General features: G+C 35.6%; 17 protein-coding genes. 10 read left to right on the top strand and 7 right to left on the bottom strand.

What is annotated here, in order from left to right:
• Window positions 1-15: 15 nt before the first annotated feature.
• From DCS95_RS15355 to DCS95_RS15375, 5 genes are all read left to right on the top strand, one after another.
• Window positions 16-951, top strand: a complete 936-nt coding sequence (locus tag DCS95_RS15355; protein ID WP_116771647.1) for a tetratricopeptide repeat protein — start codon at window positions 16-18, stop codon at window positions 949-951.
• A gap of 28 nt (window positions 952-979) precedes the next feature.
• Window positions 980-1,744, top strand: coding sequence for a lipoprotein insertase outer membrane protein LolB1 (gene lolB1 / locus DCS95_RS15360; RefSeq protein ID WP_244178468.1), 765 nt, complete (start codon window positions 980-982; stop codon window positions 1,742-1,744).
• Window positions 1,745-1,748: 4 nt separating this feature from the next.
• The gene (locus DCS95_RS15365; protein ID WP_116771649.1) at window positions 1,749-2,972 is read left to right on the top strand and encodes a murein hydrolase activator EnvC family protein; all 1,224 of its coding nucleotides are present in this window, start codon (window positions 1,749-1,751) and stop codon (window positions 2,970-2,972) included.
• Window positions 2,973-2,984: 12 nt separating this feature from the next.
• Window positions 2,985-3,830, top strand: a complete 846-nt coding sequence (locus DCS95_RS15370) for an aldo/keto reductase (RefSeq protein WP_116771650.1) — start codon at window positions 2,985-2,987, stop codon at window positions 3,828-3,830.
• 149 nt (window positions 3,831-3,979) lie between these two features.
• Window positions 3,980-4,297: a hypothetical protein gene (locus tag DCS95_RS15375; protein ID WP_116771651.1), complete on the top strand. Its 318-nt coding sequence runs from the start codon at window positions 3,980-3,982 to the stop codon at window positions 4,295-4,297.
• A 5-nt stretch (window positions 4,298-4,302) separates the two neighbouring features.
• Here the strand turns inward: DCS95_RS15375 and DCS95_RS15380 are convergent, their stop codons facing one another.
• The gene (locus tag DCS95_RS15380; protein WP_116771652.1) at window positions 4,303-4,815 is read right to left on the bottom strand and encodes an acyl-CoA thioesterase; all 513 of its coding nucleotides are present in this window, start codon (window positions 4,813-4,815) and stop codon (window positions 4,303-4,305) included.
• Window positions 4,816-4,875: 60 nt separating this feature from the next.
• Window positions 4,876-5,835 (bottom strand): HU domain-containing protein, encoded by a 960-nt coding sequence (locus DCS95_RS15385; RefSeq protein ID WP_116771653.1) that lies wholly within the window; start codon window positions 5,833-5,835, stop codon window positions 4,876-4,878.
• Window positions 5,836-5,927: 92 nt separating this feature from the next.
• Between DCS95_RS15385 and dprA the strand changes: the two genes are divergently transcribed.
• The gene (gene dprA, locus DCS95_RS15390) at window positions 5,928-7,046 is read left to right on the top strand and encodes a DNA-processing protein DprA (RefSeq protein ID WP_116771654.1); all 1,119 of its coding nucleotides are present in this window, start codon (window positions 5,928-5,930) and stop codon (window positions 7,044-7,046) included.
• Window positions 7,047-7,227: 181 nt separating this feature from the next.
• Here the strand turns inward: dprA and trpS are convergent, their stop codons facing one another.
• Complete coding sequence (gene trpS, locus DCS95_RS15395; protein WP_116771655.1) at window positions 7,228-8,196, bottom strand: tryptophan--tRNA ligase; 969 nt, start codon at window positions 8,194-8,196, stop codon at window positions 7,228-7,230.
• Window positions 8,197-8,265: 69 nt separating this feature from the next.
• Between trpS and DCS95_RS15400 the strand changes: the two genes are divergently transcribed.
• Window positions 8,266-9,006: a lysophospholipid acyltransferase family protein gene (locus DCS95_RS15400; protein ID WP_116771656.1), complete on the top strand. Its 741-nt coding sequence runs from the start codon at window positions 8,266-8,268 to the stop codon at window positions 9,004-9,006.
• Here the strand turns inward: DCS95_RS15400 and DCS95_RS15405 are convergent.
• The 4 genes from DCS95_RS15405 to recA form a co-directional block, all read right to left on the bottom strand.
• On the bottom strand, window positions 9,003-10,529 hold the full coding sequence (locus tag DCS95_RS15405) for a porin family protein (RefSeq protein WP_116771657.1): 1,527 nt from the start codon (window positions 10,527-10,529) through the stop codon (window positions 9,003-9,005). The genes DCS95_RS15400 and DCS95_RS15405 overlap by 4 nt on opposite strands.
• A 32-nt stretch (window positions 10,530-10,561) precedes the next feature.
• A complete protein-coding gene (locus tag DCS95_RS15410) occupies window positions 10,562-11,128 on the bottom strand; it encodes an RNA polymerase sigma factor (RefSeq protein ID WP_116771658.1) in 567 nt (188 codons plus the stop codon).
• Between the two features lie 15 nt (window positions 11,129-11,143).
• Complete coding sequence (locus DCS95_RS15415; protein ID WP_244178469.1) at window positions 11,144-11,569, bottom strand: hypothetical protein; 426 nt, start codon at window positions 11,567-11,569, stop codon at window positions 11,144-11,146.
• 78 nt (window positions 11,570-11,647) lie between these two features.
• Complete coding sequence (recA, locus tag DCS95_RS15420) at window positions 11,648-12,655, bottom strand: recombinase RecA (RefSeq protein WP_058105109.1); 1,008 nt, start codon at window positions 12,653-12,655, stop codon at window positions 11,648-11,650.
• Between the two features lie 371 nt (window positions 12,656-13,026).
• Here recA and trhO point away from each other — a divergent pair, with 371 nt between their 5' ends.
• The 3 genes from trhO (at window position 13,027) to DCS95_RS15435 (ending at window position 15,968) form a co-directional block, all read left to right on the top strand.
• Window positions 13,027-14,058, top strand: coding sequence for an oxygen-dependent tRNA uridine(34) hydroxylase TrhO (trhO, locus tag DCS95_RS15425; protein WP_116771659.1), 1,032 nt, complete (start codon window positions 13,027-13,029; stop codon window positions 14,056-14,058).
• Window positions 14,059-14,302: 244 nt separating this feature from the next.
• A complete protein-coding gene (locus tag DCS95_RS15430; protein WP_116771660.1) occupies window positions 14,303-15,490 on the top strand; it encodes a PSP1 domain-containing protein in 1,188 nt (395 codons plus the stop codon).
• A complete protein-coding gene (locus tag DCS95_RS15435; RefSeq protein ID WP_116771661.1) occupies window positions 15,483-15,968 on the top strand; it encodes a gliding motility lipoprotein GldH in 486 nt (161 codons plus the stop codon). The genes DCS95_RS15430 and DCS95_RS15435 overlap by 8 nt, the downstream gene beginning before the upstream one ends.
• Window positions 15,969-15,970: the final 2 nt, after the last annotated feature.

Raw genomic sequence — 15,970 nt, forward strand, 5'->3', positions numbered from 1 at the left:
TTCTATTTAATAGATATGATGAAGGCGGTATTTTTGGGTTTGGCATTCGGTGTTTTTTGTTCACCGATATCAATTTATGCGCAAGAAACCCCCGATTTGGATATTGAACAGAGTTCAGAAGTCTTTCTTGAAGAATACTCCGATACTTTTCAAGAGAATTTTTTTGAAGGTTTAAAACAAAAAGGCATTAGGAACTATGATCGTGCCATTACTTACTTTTTAGAATGTAAGCGGTTACAGCCTCAGAATACTGTAGTTTCATTTGAGCTGGCCAAATTCCATTTGTACGATAAGCAACTGACCAACGCGCAAGAATACGCATTGGAGGCTATAAACGGGGAACCGGAAAATTATTGGTACGCCGAAACCCTGGTAGATATTATAGATGCTAGAAAAGCTGTTATAGATGGAGTTAAAGAAGAATTACCTTGGAATAATGTACAGTTAAGGGTGAATCTAGCAGAGATCTATTATTTAAATGAAGATTATGTAACTGCCCAAACTATTTTAAAAGGAGTTAAAACTACCAAAATACATGAGTATTTGGCTAGTAAGATTACCGACTCGATCGCTAATCAAAAAAAGAAATTTGTACACGTAGTTAGAGCGGTAAATACTACCCCTAGTAAAGACTTGAACAATGTAGCTGGTTTTAAAACTAGAATAAAGGCAATGCTTAATGCAGATACTGATAGTAATGAGTTTTTGGAAACAACCGAGGAAGCAATAGAAAATTTTCCTTCTCAACCATATTTTTATTATGCTAATGGAACAGCATTGAACAAAGTACAAAGGCATAAAGATGCGATTGAAGTATTGGAGGGGGCATTAGATTATATAATAGATGATGCTCCGTTAGAAAATGCCATTTATAAAGAATTGGTCAAAGCATATACCGCTACAAATAATACGTCTAAAGCAAATATGTACCTTAGTAAAATTAAATCTTAGATTGTTGATGATAAAGTTTTTGAACACAATGAGAACATCCCACTTTTTACTGCTAGTTACAATAGTGTTTATGGTGTCATGTAAAAGTACCAAAGTAGTTACGGGTGGTACTGTTGATACTAAACTATCGTCTAAATCTGTAATTAAGGCGCACTACCAAAATGAAGCCGGTTTTAAAACATTGACAGGTAGGGTTAAAATAAATTATTCTGATGGGGAAACATCTCAAAGTGTTTCGGTTAGTTTACGAATGGAGAAGGATAAAGCCATATGGATGAGTGCCCCTCTTGGTATCGTAAAAGCATATATCACTCCTGATCGAGTATCGTTCTATAATAAACTTGAAAATGAATATTTTGATGGAGATTTCACCTATTTAAGTAATTTATTGGGCACTGAAGTTGACTTTTCCATTCTGCAAAACTTGCTTACTGGTCAGGCAATAGTAGACTTAAGACAAGAGAAATATGACATTGATATTTCTGGTGATAGTTACAGGTTAATTCCTAAACAACAAGGGGTACTATATAAGACTTTGTTTCAAGTAGAACCTAAGAATTTTAAAATGGGTCTGCAACAGCTTTCTCAACCTGCTGAAAAAAGAGTGTTAGAGATTTCCTATAAAAACTATCAAAGTTTGGATAATGAAATTTTACCTAACGAAATTATGGTAAAAGCGATTAGCAAAGACAATGAAAATAATATAGACCTTGAGTTTAAAAATTTGGAATTGAACGGAACGGTCAATTTTCCATATTCCATACCAAAAGGTTTTAATGAAATAGAGCTTTAAGCAGATGTTGTTCAAATTTAAACTTAGCCTTTTATTACTTCTATTGTTTGCTTCGGGTTTTGCTATAGCACAGACCAGTGAACAAAAGGCTTTAGAGGAAAAACGCGAACAACTACAATCTGAAATACGAGATATTAATAGGTTGCTCTTTGCTGAAAAGAAAGAAAAAGGCAATGTTTTGGATCAAATGGAAGCTTTGGACAAAAAGATCACCGTACGGCAACAATTAATTAGGGTAACCAATCAACAGTCTAATTTGTTGAACAGGCAAATTAATACCAACATAAGAAACATTGGTAAATTAAAAAACGAATTACAAGAGGTAAAGGATGAATACGCTAAGATGATCCAAAAGTCTTACCAAAATAAATCCAAACAGAATAGGTTAATGTTCCTCTTATCTTCAGAAAGCTTTTTTCAAGCTTTTAAGAGGCTTCAATATATGAAGCAATATACTGACTATAGAAAAGAGCAAGGAGCTGAAATATTGGCTAAAACAGATGAATTATCAAGGCTTAACGCTGACTTGAACGAAGAGCGTAAGGTGAAAGAGGTGTTGCTTGCCCAGAATAAAAAAGCAAAGGACCAATTATTTGCAGAAATTCAATCTCAAAAAGCGCTATTAGGAACAATTCGAAAGAATGAAACTAAATATGCCAGCGCTATTGAAGCAAAAAAGAAGGAAGCTAGAAAAATCGATCAACAAATTGAAAAATTGATACGAAGCGCCATTGCCGCTTCCAATAAAAAATCTGGAAGTACCACAAAAAGCTCAAGCAAGTTTGTGCTTACACCGGAAGCTTCTAGAATTGCCAATAGTTTTTCCGCCAATAAAGGAAAACTGATCTGGCCGGTCGAAAAAGGAATAAAAAGTCAGGGGTTTGGAGTATATGCAGATCCTGTATACCCAGGTATAAAACACCAAAGTAACGGTGTAATCATTGCTACCGATGAAGGGGCTAAAGCACGTGCAATTTTTGAAGGTGAGGTTATTGCCATTCTTGCTGTACCTGGCGGCAACAAAGGTGTTCAAATTAAACACGGTAATTTTATAAGTACCTATTACAATTTATCTGAACTTTATGTAAAAAAAGGGGATAAAGTAAGTAGTAAAGAAGAGCTGGGTATCGTTTATACGAATAGGAATAATGGACAAACTAGATTGAAATTTTATTTATATCAAGATACATCTCGTTTAAACCCAGAAGAATGGGTGTATCGACTTTAAAAATGTACTCGTATGCAAAATCAGACTAAAATAACGGATATTAAAGGAAGTTTTGAATTACGAAACGGAGTTCAAATGCCTTATTTAGGTTTAGGTACCTATCAATCAGATAATGATCAAGAAGTTGTAAATGCGATTAAAAGCGCTATTAAAATTGGTTATAGGCATATTGATACGGCAGCAGTATATAAGAATGAAGAGGGTGTTGGTAAGGGCATAAGAGAAAGTGGTATTGATAGAAGTGAATTATTTTTAGTGTCCAAGGTATGGAACGATGATCAAGGTTATGATGAAACCTTAAAAGCTTTTGATGAAAGTTTAGCACGTTTAGGTGTTGACTATTTGGATTTATACCTAATTCACTGGCCCGTTTCTGGTAAATACAAAGAAACTTGGAAAGCGTTGGAGTATTTGTATGCTCAAAAAAAGATTAAAGCCATAGGTGTAAGCAATTTTCTTCAACATCACTTAGAAGATTTAGTTAAGGATTGTGAAGTGGTGCCAATGGTTAACCAAATGGAATTTCATCCATATTTGGTTCAACAAGAATTGATCGATTACTGTAATGTAAACGGAATACAATATGAATCATGGTCTCCTTTTATGCAAGGCAAAGTCTTCGAACTTGATATTTGTGATGATTTGGCCAAAAAGTACAATAAGAGTGTTGCTCAAATTATTCTTCGTTGGAATCTTCAGAAAGGTGTGGTTGCAATCCCTAAATCGGTTCACGAAAATCGAATAGCTTCTAATGCCGATATTTTTGATTTTGAATTGAGCGATGAAGATATTGCCTTTTTAGATGGGTTGGAAATAGGAGAACGCACAGGTCCTGATCCCGATAACTTCAATTTTTAATACGCTATTTTGTGATATCGGTTTTTATGTTAAATGCATAATATCATTTCTTTAAAAATTAGTTATTTTACTGATATTCATTACGTTAAGTGTAAATGATTTCAGTTTTTTTGCGAAATTTGAGGTAGAAATGAAAAAAGGAGAGTATTATGCAGAGCACATTCACATTCAATTCAACCACAGGTCAAAAGCAAGTTAGTAGTAATACAAAGCTAAAGTCGATAACATGGAATGGTGTAGCTACTTATATTCCAATTGTCATTTATGCGGTATTTCTTATCGTAAGTTTAGTGCTTGCTTTATATGGCTCTTTGGTTTTCGCAGGTATATTCTTTATAGTTGGTAGTGTGGGTTTAACGGCACTTTATATCTGGAACTATATGAAGGATACCGACATGGAAGTTTCTTTTCAAATTGATGTAGACCAAACTGAATTAGAAAGAGAATTATACGAGGAAGTTGCTTAATAGCTCTATTTAGTAAATAGCGCTTTAAGCTCAGTGGCATTGTCCGGCTTCATTTTACCGGCTAGAACTAAACTTAATTGTTTTCTGCGTAGAGCACCTTCAAAGCGCGTAATTTCCAATGGTGTTTCAGGTATTAACTCTGGTACTTCGGTAGGTTTACCGGTTTCATCTACGGCAACAAAGGTATAGATAGCCTCATTTGCCTTAGTGCGCTTGCCGTTATAGCGGTCTTCTATCCAAACATCTATATACACCTCCATAGAAGTGTTGTAAGCTCTAGAAACGGCTGCTTCAACGGTAACTACACTACCTAAAGGTATTGCTAGATTAAATGCAACATGGTTTACAGATGCTGTAACCGTAATTCTTCGGCTATGTCTACCTGCAGCTATACTGGCTGCACGATCCATACGGGCCAATAATTCCCCTCCAAATAGATTTTGAAGTGCATTGGTCTCACTAGGGAGAACCATATCTGTCATTGTGGTACGAGATGCTGAAGGCGATTTTGCTTCCATTAAATAGAAATTTTCCGCAAAGATACGGGCATCAATGATACTTATAAAATGTGTGTAGGTTTATTTTTCGGATAATAACCAAGCGTCTTTAGACTGCGTAAGCTTTATTTCACGCAAAGCTTTTAAAGCATCGTTTGCGTTCGTATAGCTGTCAAATGTAACCATGTGCAACCCGTAAGCATTGGTGCCGTAGTAGCCCGCATTGAAACCAAGAGCCTTTAATTGCTCTATTTTTCTATCTGCATTTCCTTTTACCCTAAACGCTCCTGCAACAATATAATGGGTTTCCACACCCTCTTTAACGGTTGACGAAGAAGAAGCATCTATAGTAACTGTTGGTAATTCTAACGGAGAAAGATCAAAGAATGTTGCTTCCTGTATTTGCTTGTTTACATACTCTTGAGCATCTTGTCTAGCAACTTGCTCATTAGTGCGCTGCTGTTTGTATGCACGATAACCTGTAATACCTGTTGAGAATGCCAACATTAATATTGCAGCATATTTTAAGTACGGTCTAAAGCGACTAGTCGCTCTGCGTTCAGGACTAATAACGAACGGTATTTTTTCTTCGATCTCTACGATTTCTTCTTTTAATTCTTCTCTTAATACCGGAATCGAATTAAAGTTTGAAAGCCCGAAAGAAGACGTTAAATAGTTGGTCTCATTGGCAGGTTGAAACAATATTTTATCTTCATTGTTTCTTGTTAATGAGCCTATATTTTTTAGGTGTAAAGAAGTTTCTTGTATTAAAACATCTTGCCAAACCTTCACTTGGTTTTCTATTTCTACCAGTGCAGTTTCATAGGATACTTTCTCTGCATTGGACACATAAGAAACCAAAAGTCCATCATTTGAAGTAAGCTGCCTATTGAAAACAATAGATTTATTTGGCGCGCTAAAGGTATTGGTTACTACGTTTATTTTCGCAGAATTTTTTTGAGTTAGGAACGCTCCAAACCCGGGAACAACAACACAGTTGTACCTATAAAGTAAATCGCTTATATAGTGTTCTAAAACCATTCTTGCGCAAATATGAAAAAAATAAAGAGGTATAAAAACCTCTTTCGTAACTTTTTATTAACATATTTTTTCACCTTATTTGTGAACAAGAAATGAAAACTACACAACACACTGCCGATGAACTTGTTGCAATACTTCGTTTGCAACATGTACCCAATATAGGAGATGTCCTAGCCAAGAAATTAATTTCACATTGTGGTAGTCCGTCCGCAATTTTTGAAGATAAAAAACAGAATCTTTTGAAAATTGACGGTATTGGAACACATACTATAAAGCATTTATTCGATACAGAGCATTTGGAAGCTGCAGAAGCTGAATACAATTATATTTTTAAAAATGATATTAAATGCACTTATTTTTTAGATGAGAACTATCCGAAATATCTAAAGCATTGTATTGACGGACCCATTCTAATATTTCAAAAAGGAAACATTGATTTAGCGCAACGAAAAATTATTAGTGTCGTAGGTACACGTAATATTACAAGTTACGGAACTTCTTTTTGTGAGCAGTTTATTGAGGAATTGGCACCACTGAACCCGGTAATTATTAGTGGCTTTGCATATGGAGTGGATATTTGTATTCAAAAAGAAGCAATTAAGCACGGTTTGCAAACCATAGGTTGTTTGGCGCACGGATTAAATCAAATATACCCAAAAGTACATGCCAAATACCAAGCTGAGGTTCTTAAAAATGGCGGATTTTACACAGAATTTTGGAGTACCAGTAAACCTGAGCGTGAAAACTTTTTAAAACGCAACCGAATTATAGCCGGTGTGAGTGAAGCGACCGTAGTAGTGGAATCTGCTGAAAAAGGTGGAAGCTTGGTAACTGCTGATATTGCCAATAGTTATAATAGAGATGTATTTGCAGTGCCCGGCAGAACTACAGATAAATATAGCCTTGGTTGTAACAACCTTATAAAACAGCAAAAAGCTCATGTAATGACTTCTGCGGCGGACTTAATTTATTTGTTAGACTGGGATATTGAGGAAAAGAAGAATACACCTATTCAAAAACAACTGTTCATTGAGCTTGATAAAATAGAACAGGAAATATATACCTATCTACAGAATAACGGGAAGCAATTATTGGATAGTATTGCACTCGATTGTAAACTACCCATATTTAAAACATCATCTACCTTGTTAGCCATGGAAATGAAAGGTGTAATACGACCATTACCGGGGAAATTGTTTGAGGCGATATAACTATTTAGCAAACTACTTGGTTTGTTTTTAAAATTTTTCGAATAAACTATATATTAATTTTGCGTTTTATCGTCATTGTATGGAATCATAACGGGTAAAAATATGTTGTACTAATTTATATAAAACAAAAAACCGACCTAGTGGTCGGTTTTTAATATTTGTGGTTTTTTGAGATAGCTATTTAGTAACCCAGCTTTTCCCGAACTCTGTCTAGTACTCCATCTGCTACTTTTCTAGCTTTTTCGGCGCCTAAGGCAAGAGCGTCATCTAATTCATTTAGGTGATTCATGTAATAATCGAACTTTTCGCGTGGCTCTTCAAACTTGTTTATGATTACTTCATAAAGAGCTTGTTTTGCATGCCCATACCCGTAATTTCCGGCTAAATAATTAGCACTCATTTCTTCTATTTGTGGTTGGGTCGCCAAAATTTTATATAATGCAAAAACATTGTCGTTCGTTGGGTCTTTGGGGTCTTCCATAGGGGTGCTATCTGTTTGAATACCCATAATTTGCTTACGCAATTTTTTATCGGTCTGGAACAAACTGATCAAATTTCCCTTGCTCTTGCTCATTTTTGCTCCATCTGTACCAGGTATATACATTGTTTCCTCCTGTACTTTTCCTTCCGGTAAAACAAAGGTTTCGCCTAATTGAGCATGAAAACGAGAAGCAACATCTCTAGTCATTTCAAGATGTTGCATTTGGTCTTTACCTACCGGTACTATATTGGCATCATAGAGCAATATGTCGGCGGCCATAAGCATCGGGTAAGTGAAAAGTCCGGCATTTACATCATCTAATCGATCTGCCTTATCCTTAAACGAATGGGCCAAGGTTAAACGTTGGTACGGAAAAAAGCAGCTAAGGTACCATGATAATTCTGCGGTTTGTGGTACATCACTCTGTCTATAAAAAACGGTGTTCTCAATATCAAGACCAAAAGCAAGCCAAGTAGCGGCAACGGCATAAGTGTTATGGCGTAATTCTTCGCCATTTTTTATTTGCGTTAACGAATGCATATCTGCAATGAACAGAAAAGACTCGTTTGACGGATCATTCGCCATTTCTATAGCCGGTTTGATCGCTCCTAGAATATTTCCTAAATGTGGTGTTCCTGTACTTTGTATACCTGTTAAAATTCTTGCCATTATCTTTAATTGTATCAAGCAAAGGTAAAACAATACAAAAAAACTATCCTAAATAACTACTTTTGATTTATGCTTAAAGTCGTTAGACAAATTAGTCAAACCCTGTACCGTATCTGGTTTTATATTCTAGTAGCCATACCCATCATTATATTTTTTCCTGTATTGGTCATTTTTGCCTCTAAAGAACTATGGTATCCCCAATTTTTCTGGATGGCAAGAAATCTTTGGGCCAAACCTATACTGTACGGTATGTTTTGTTTTCCGAAAGTAAAATACGAGCAACAATTGGTTAAAAAGAAAAGTTATATGTTGGTCGCTAACCATACAAGTATGCTAGACATTATGCTTATGTTGGTGGTTAGTAGAAACCCATTCGTTTTCGTTGGTAAAAAGGAATTGGTTAAAATTCCGTTGTTCGGATTTTTCTACAAACGTGTCTGTATTATGGTAGATAGAGACAATACCCAAAGTAGAACCGGAGTATACAGAAGAGCGCAGAAAAGGCTACAACAGGGGTTAAGCATCTGTATTTTTCCCGAAGGAGGAGTCCCCGAAGAACACGTAGTTTTAGATGCGTTTAAAGACGGTGCATTTAAAATGGCAATTGCCCATAAAATACCAGTGGTACCCATGACTTTTTATGATAACAAAGAGCGTTTTTCTTTTACCTTTTTTAGTGGAGGACCTGGTAAATGTAGGGCCAGAGTGCACTCATTTGTTGATACACATTCCATACGTCCGGAAGATACGGCAGACCTTAGAAATAGTGTTAGAGAAACGATACTTGATGATCTGATTAAGAATAGTTAAAACTTAAAAGTTAGTCCACTATATACCCCAACCGAATACGGTCTAAACGTACCATTTACATCAGAAAAGGTGTTTAGTTGATATTTAAAAATTGGTTCAACATTAAACCGGACTTTTTGTGAAAAGTTATAGTTAAGTCCTAGTCCCATATTGGCGCTAAAATTTAAATCATTAATATTATTTGCTTCTCCAATTTCGGTAGTCAAATCACCTGATGTTAACGATACCGCGTTGTCTATTAAAAATAATGAACTGACCCCACCAATAATATTTACCCCGAATTTTTTATCGATTAATGCATAATTCAACTCTACAGGTAGTTCTAAATACCCTAGTTGTTGAGACATAAAACCTTCTTTAGATGCACTTTTTGCTGTAACATCTTGAGCAGTGTTGACGGTGCTATATTTATCTGAAGGCACTATTTTACTTGAAATGGTTAGTGTATTTGATGTTTCGGCATAATCAATGGTGGCAAGTTGGCCATCACCAGAGGCAAAACTTGAAGAAGATGAAAAGGCAACATCTTCTGTGTCGTAGCCATAATCTACTTTATTGATTCCTGAACGTATGGTAAGTTTTTTGCTAACCGCATAGGCAACCGATACCCCATAACTCATATTTACATTACCACTTTTAGTGTTAGGGGTAAAAATTGAATTTACGGGCGAACCTTCTCCAAGTGCATTAAAATATACCGGTGCGACATTTGGTCCTGCAGACCATCTGTTTTGGGCTACCTTTTCTTTTTTTAGCTCTTCTTGTTTATCTATTTCTTCAAAGATTGATTTTTTGTTTGCTAAAGGATCTTCTGTGTTTTCTTCAGTAGAAGTACTTTCAACTATAGCATTTTCGGCATCCTTAGTGGTAGGATTTGAAGCAATTGCGGATTCTGTATTATTTTTATTATTGGTGTTTATATTTGAATCGATATTGTCTGTCGATGTGTTTTTAGAGTCATTTTTAACTAAACCATCCGTAGAAATATTTTCAGCGATCAACCCATTTTGGTTTTGAATACTATCTTCTGAAGAGTTTTTATTGTTTTTGGCAATTGCATCCTCTGTTAAAAGTGTTTCAAGATTTTTCTTACTGTCATTTCTGGTAGATACAGTAATCTTGTTTGCTTCTTTCTGATGTCTGGGTAGAATTCTGTTGTCTTCATTACCATGGTCTTCATTAACTGTATTTTGTTCAACTATAGCGTTGGTGGTATTGTTTATAGAGTCAATAAATATTTCATTGTCTGATGTTGCCTGAGAATCCTTTACTGATTCTGATTCGCTATCAGTGTCCACCAATATTTCGTTGGTTTTGTACTCTTCTGTAAACGGATTAAAAACCAATAAACCGATTAATAACGCAGCGGCAACGCCACCTAGTGACCACCAAAGTGGTATGACCCGTTTTTTCTTTCTTTTGTCCAATGACGCATCAATCGCACGCCAGACCTTATTGTCCGGTGTTTGTTTGAAGTCCGAGAGCTTATCTCGAAAAAGTTCGTCTATATTTTTCTTCTGCATCGAATATTATTTCAGTCTATAATCATATCAGATTATAAAAAGTGTGTTGATATTATGATAAGGACACTAATAATTGACTGTGTTACCTTAGTTTCTATTTTTTCTTTCAATAAAGCCCTTGCCCGTGCTAGATTAGATTTGGAGGTTCCTACCGAGGTTCCTAACATTTCACTGATCTCTTTATGGGTGTATCCGTCCAAAACATATAAATTGAATGTAGCTCTATATTTATTGGGTAATTCTTGTATATAGCCTAAAAGTGTTTGTAAACTGATGTCGCTAAAGGCATTATCTACTGTTACTTCTTCTTCCGTATTTTCCGTAACTACATTTAGGTATTCTTCCTTTCTGTACTTTTGTAGTGCCGTATTTACGGTTATTCGCTTCATCCATCCTTCAAAAGATCCTTTGTTCTTGAACTGACCAATTTTGTCGTAAATGGTCATAAAACTGTCGTGTAGGGTGTCTTCTGCTTGAGATTTAGATTTGGAGTATTTTAAGCATATACCAAAGAGGGTAGTAGCGTAGGCTCTATACAGCAGTTCCTGCGCTTTACGGTCTCCTTTTTTACAATTATGTATGAGTTCTTCTGGACTCACAAATGGTTGGTTGTTTTAAGGTTTGTTTACTGGAACTACAATTTCCATATATTCTGCCTCTCCTTCACTATTATCTCCAGTATAAAATTTAAAAGTATATGGGTCACTATAGATTACCTGAAAGTTAAAAGATGCGGTCTCCTGTATTAACTCTTCGGTGCAATCATCGAAATCTGTTCTTACAGAGCCAATGGCAACTACGCTTCTGACAGTTAAAGAATCTTTTACAACATCGAATCCTTCATAATACGTACAACTATCTGGTTTTAGATAATTTACGGAAATTTGGTAGGTTTCGTTAAGATCAAACGATTCCGGTACTTCGGCATCAACAATTTCCAATGCTGTAAAATGGAAATTTGCGCCATCATCATCAATAGAACAACCATTGCATATTAATGCTATGACTGTCGCCAGCAGCATTATCTTATTTCTCATCATATAACTATTTTGATTATAAGATGAAAATGAAGTGCAATGGTTGCGTTAAGGTACTTACGTTAATTTATTTTACTGAATTTAAGCATTCAAGGCAGCAATAGCTTCCCTTATTTTGCCATCTAATTCCTCAAATAATTCTGGGTTGTCCAATAAAAGGTTTTTAACGGCATCTCGGCCTTGACCTAATTTGGTGTCACCATAACTAAACCATGAACCGCTCTTCTTTACTATTTCGTATTCAACACCTAGATCAATTACTTCACCAACTTTAGAAATACCTTCGCCATACATAATGTCAAACTCTGTAGTACGGAAAGGAGGTGCTACTTTGTTCTTTACAACCTTAACCCTGGTCTTGTTTCCTTGAACGTTACCATCTGTATCTTTAATTTGTGTAGACCTTCTAATGTCTAAACGAACGGAAGCGTAAAATTTAAGGGCGTTACCACCTGTGGTCGTTTCTGGGTTACCGAACATTACTCCGATTTTTTCACGTAATTGGTTAATGAAAATAACCGTACAGTTTGTTTTACTGATTGATCCGGTCAGTTTTCTAAGTGCCTGTGACATTAAACGTGCATGTAGACCCATTTTAGAATCACCCATTTCACCTTCGATCTCACTTTTCGGAGTCAACGCCGCAACAGAATCGACTACTACAATATCAATTGCTCCCGAACGTATAAGGTTGTCGGCAATTTCCAATGCTTGCTCACCATTGTCTGGTTGAGAAATAATCAAGTTATCTATATCTACACCTAATTTTTGGGCATAAAAACGATCAAAAGCGTGTTCAGCATCAATAAATGCCGCTATACCTCCATTTTTTTGAGCTTCAGCAATGGCATGTAAAGTCAAGGTAGTTTTACCAGAAGATTCCGGTCCGTATATTTCAATAACCCTACCTCTTGGATAACCGCCAACACCTAACGCAATATCTAAACCTAATGAGCCAGAAGGAATCACTTCAACATCTGCAACAACACTATCCCCCATTTTCATTACAGCGCCCTTACCGTAGGTCTTATCCATTTTGTCAAGGGTCAACTTTAATGCTTTTAATTTTGCTTCTTTTTCAGAACTCATTTTCATAATTTTTTGGAAAGCTAAATTACCAATTCTTTTTTGAATTGAATAATAATGAAACCGTTTACGCAACCAATTTATGTATTTGCCATCTATTTAAAAATAGAAGTTGCTTTATTGGTTATAGATCGCCGTTTAGTGTTGGCGATTATTGGTGGCTATTTCCTTTTGTACTCTCTAAGAATGTTATGAAAAAGAAAAAAATGGGATAGCCTTTAAAGAGCCTTGTTGTAAAACAGGGCTCTTTTTAATTTCTATAAGGTGTTAAACCCTAATTAAATAGGAGTTTTTTAAGAATAATAGCTATTTTTGCACCTCAAAAATTTTCTATAACCTTCTGCCACAAGGCAGGCTTAAATTATTAGTATAGCATGCAACTGTACAATACATTAAGTGCAATAGAAAGAGCAGCTTTAATTGAAGAAGCGGGCAAAGAGCGCCTTACGATCTCTTTCTATACCTATGCACACATTGGTAATACCACTATTTTTAGAAATCACCTTTTTATTCATTGGAACGAAATGGATGTTCTTGGGCGAATATATGTAGCTCATGAAGGTATTAATGCCCAACTTTCTGTTCCAGCCGAAAATTTCAATGTCTTTAAAGCCCATTTAGATAGTATATCTTTTCTGGAGAACGTAAGGCTGAACATTGCTATTGAACAAGACAATCTTTCATTTCTGAAGTTAAAAGTAAAGGTTCGTAATAAAATTGTGGCAGACGGATTAAATGATCACACTTTCGACGTAACCAATAAAGGAATTCATGTAGATGCCGAAAAATTCAATGAACTTATTGAGGATCCAGATACGGTTTTGGTAGATATGCGAAACCATTATGAAAGCGAAATTGGTCATTTTAAAAATGCCATAACTCCAGATGTTGACACCTTTAGAGATTCACTGGACATTATTGAAAAAGATTTAGCTGATCATAAAAAAGATAAAAAACTTGTTATGTACTGTACAGGCGGTATTCGTTGTGAAAAGGCAAGTGCTTATTATAAGCATAAAGGTTTTGAACAAGTTTACCAGTTAGAAGGGGGTATAATTGAGTACACAAGGCAAGTAGAACAAAAGAAACTTGAAAATAAGTTTAGAGGTAAGAATTTTGTTTTTGATCATAGAAGGGGTGAACGTATAAGTGAAGATGTCATTGCAAATTGTCATCAGTGCGGTGAACCTTGTGACGATCATGTTAATTGCGCAAATGAAGCTTGCCATTTGTTGTTTATACAATGTAAATCTTGTGCAGAAAAGATGAATAACTGCTGTTCAGATGCTTGTAAAGAGGTGCATGAGCTACCTTATGAAGAACAAAAAGCATTGAGAAAAGGTAAGGTTGTAAGCAACAAAATATTTAAAAAAGGACGATCAGAAGTGCTCAAGTTTAAAAAATAAGTATTCGTAAACGTGGTAAATTACAGTAACAAGGCTGTTTTTTCAGTTACCAGAAATGAGTGCTTGCTTAAGTTTAATATGGTTTGGAGCCTTTTACTGTGGAGTAAGTACAGTTGCTAATTATAACGGTTAGCATGAACTTAGCTTTTATTTCACATTAAAAAAACTGTATCTTTACCTATAAGTTTTTTATGAACCTTTTTTGGTGAATTTTAAAGAATTCGACCAAATCAATATATATAATATGGGTTGTAGTAGTTGTTCTACCGGTAAGGATGGACAACCAAAGGGATGCAAGAATAACGGTACTTGCGGTACAGATGGTTGCAATAAACTGACAGTTTTTGACTGGCTTTCTAATATGTCGCTCCCAAATGGGGAACGACCATTCGATTTTGTTGAAGTAAGATTTAAAAATAGTAGAAAAGAGTTTTTTAGAAATACTGAAAATCTCTCACTTTCCATTGGTGATATTGTTGCTACACAGGCACAATCTGGTCATGATATAGGTATGGTTACCTTAACTGGCGAGCTTGTACGTGTACAAATGAAGCGAAAAAAAGAATCCTTTAAAGAGGAAGACGCTTCTAAAATTTACAGGAAAGCTAGCCAGAAAGACATAGATATTTGGCAAAAATGTAGGGATAGAGAAGAAGAAATTAAGAAAAGAGCGCGTGAAATTGCTATTATCTTAAAGCTTCAAATGAAAATTTCTGATGTTGAATTTCAAGGAGATGGTTCTAAAGCTACATTTTACTATACAGCAGACGAACGTGTAGATTTTCGCCAGCTGATAAAAGATATGGCAAAGGCATTTGGTATTCGTATCGAAATGCGTCAAATTGGGTATCGTCAAGAAGCACAACGCCTTGGCGGTATTGGGTCTTGTGGTAGAGAATTGTGTTGTTCTACCTGGCTGACCGATTTTAGGTCTGTTAGTACTTCTGCTGCTCGATATCAACAGTTATCCTTAAATCCGCAAAAACTTGCGGGTCAATGTGGTAAACTAAAGTGTTGCTTAAATTATGAGCTAGATGTGTATTTAGATGCACTAAAAGATTTTCCATCACAAGACACTAAGTTATTCACTGAAAAAGGACTCGCTTTTTGTCAAAAAACCGATATTTTTAAAGAAATGCTCTGGTTCTCTTACAAAGATGATCCGGGTAATTGGCATGTACTTTCTAAAGATCAGGTAAATGAGATTCTTCTAAAGAACAAAAAGAAAGAAAAGGTACCGAGCTTAGAAATGTACGCAATGGAAATTGTCGTAGAGGAAAAAGTTGTTTTTGAAAATGTTGTTGGCCAAGATAGCCTTACCCGTTTCGATAAACCTAAGGGTAATAGAAATAAGAACAGAAACAAGAACAAGAATAGAAATAGAAATAAGAACAAGAACAGAAATCGTAAAAGAAATCAGAAGAATGCGTAGTTTATCTTGTTGCTTTTTAGCCTTGGTGCTATTTGCTTCCTGCGATAGTAATATTATAAAATCTGAATACAGAACATTGGAAGATGGTGTTTGGAACAAAGATAATATCTTGGAGTTTTCTCTATCAGAGATGGATACCGTTAACCAGCATGATGTCTTTATCAATGTGAGGAACGACAATACATTTCCATACAGTAATTTATTTATCATTGCGGCTTTAACAACACCCGAGGGTGAAGTAACCAAAGATACCTTGGAGTATGCCATGTCTCTACCAGATGGTACTTGGCTCGGTAAAGGTAGCGGCAGTATTAAAGAAAATAAATTATGGTATAAGGAAAACATCGTTTTTCCGTCTTCCGGCGTATATACTATTGAGATATCACACGCAATGCGTAAAAATGGTAATGTTTCTGGTATTATTAATCTCGAAGGTATTACCGATGTAGGTATAGAAGTAACAAAAAGCACCCCTTAAAC

This window comes from Maribacter litoralis (genome assembly GCF_003075045.1).
Classification (GTDB): Bacteria; Bacteroidota; Bacteroidia; order Flavobacteriales; family Flavobacteriaceae; genus Maribacter; species Maribacter litoralis.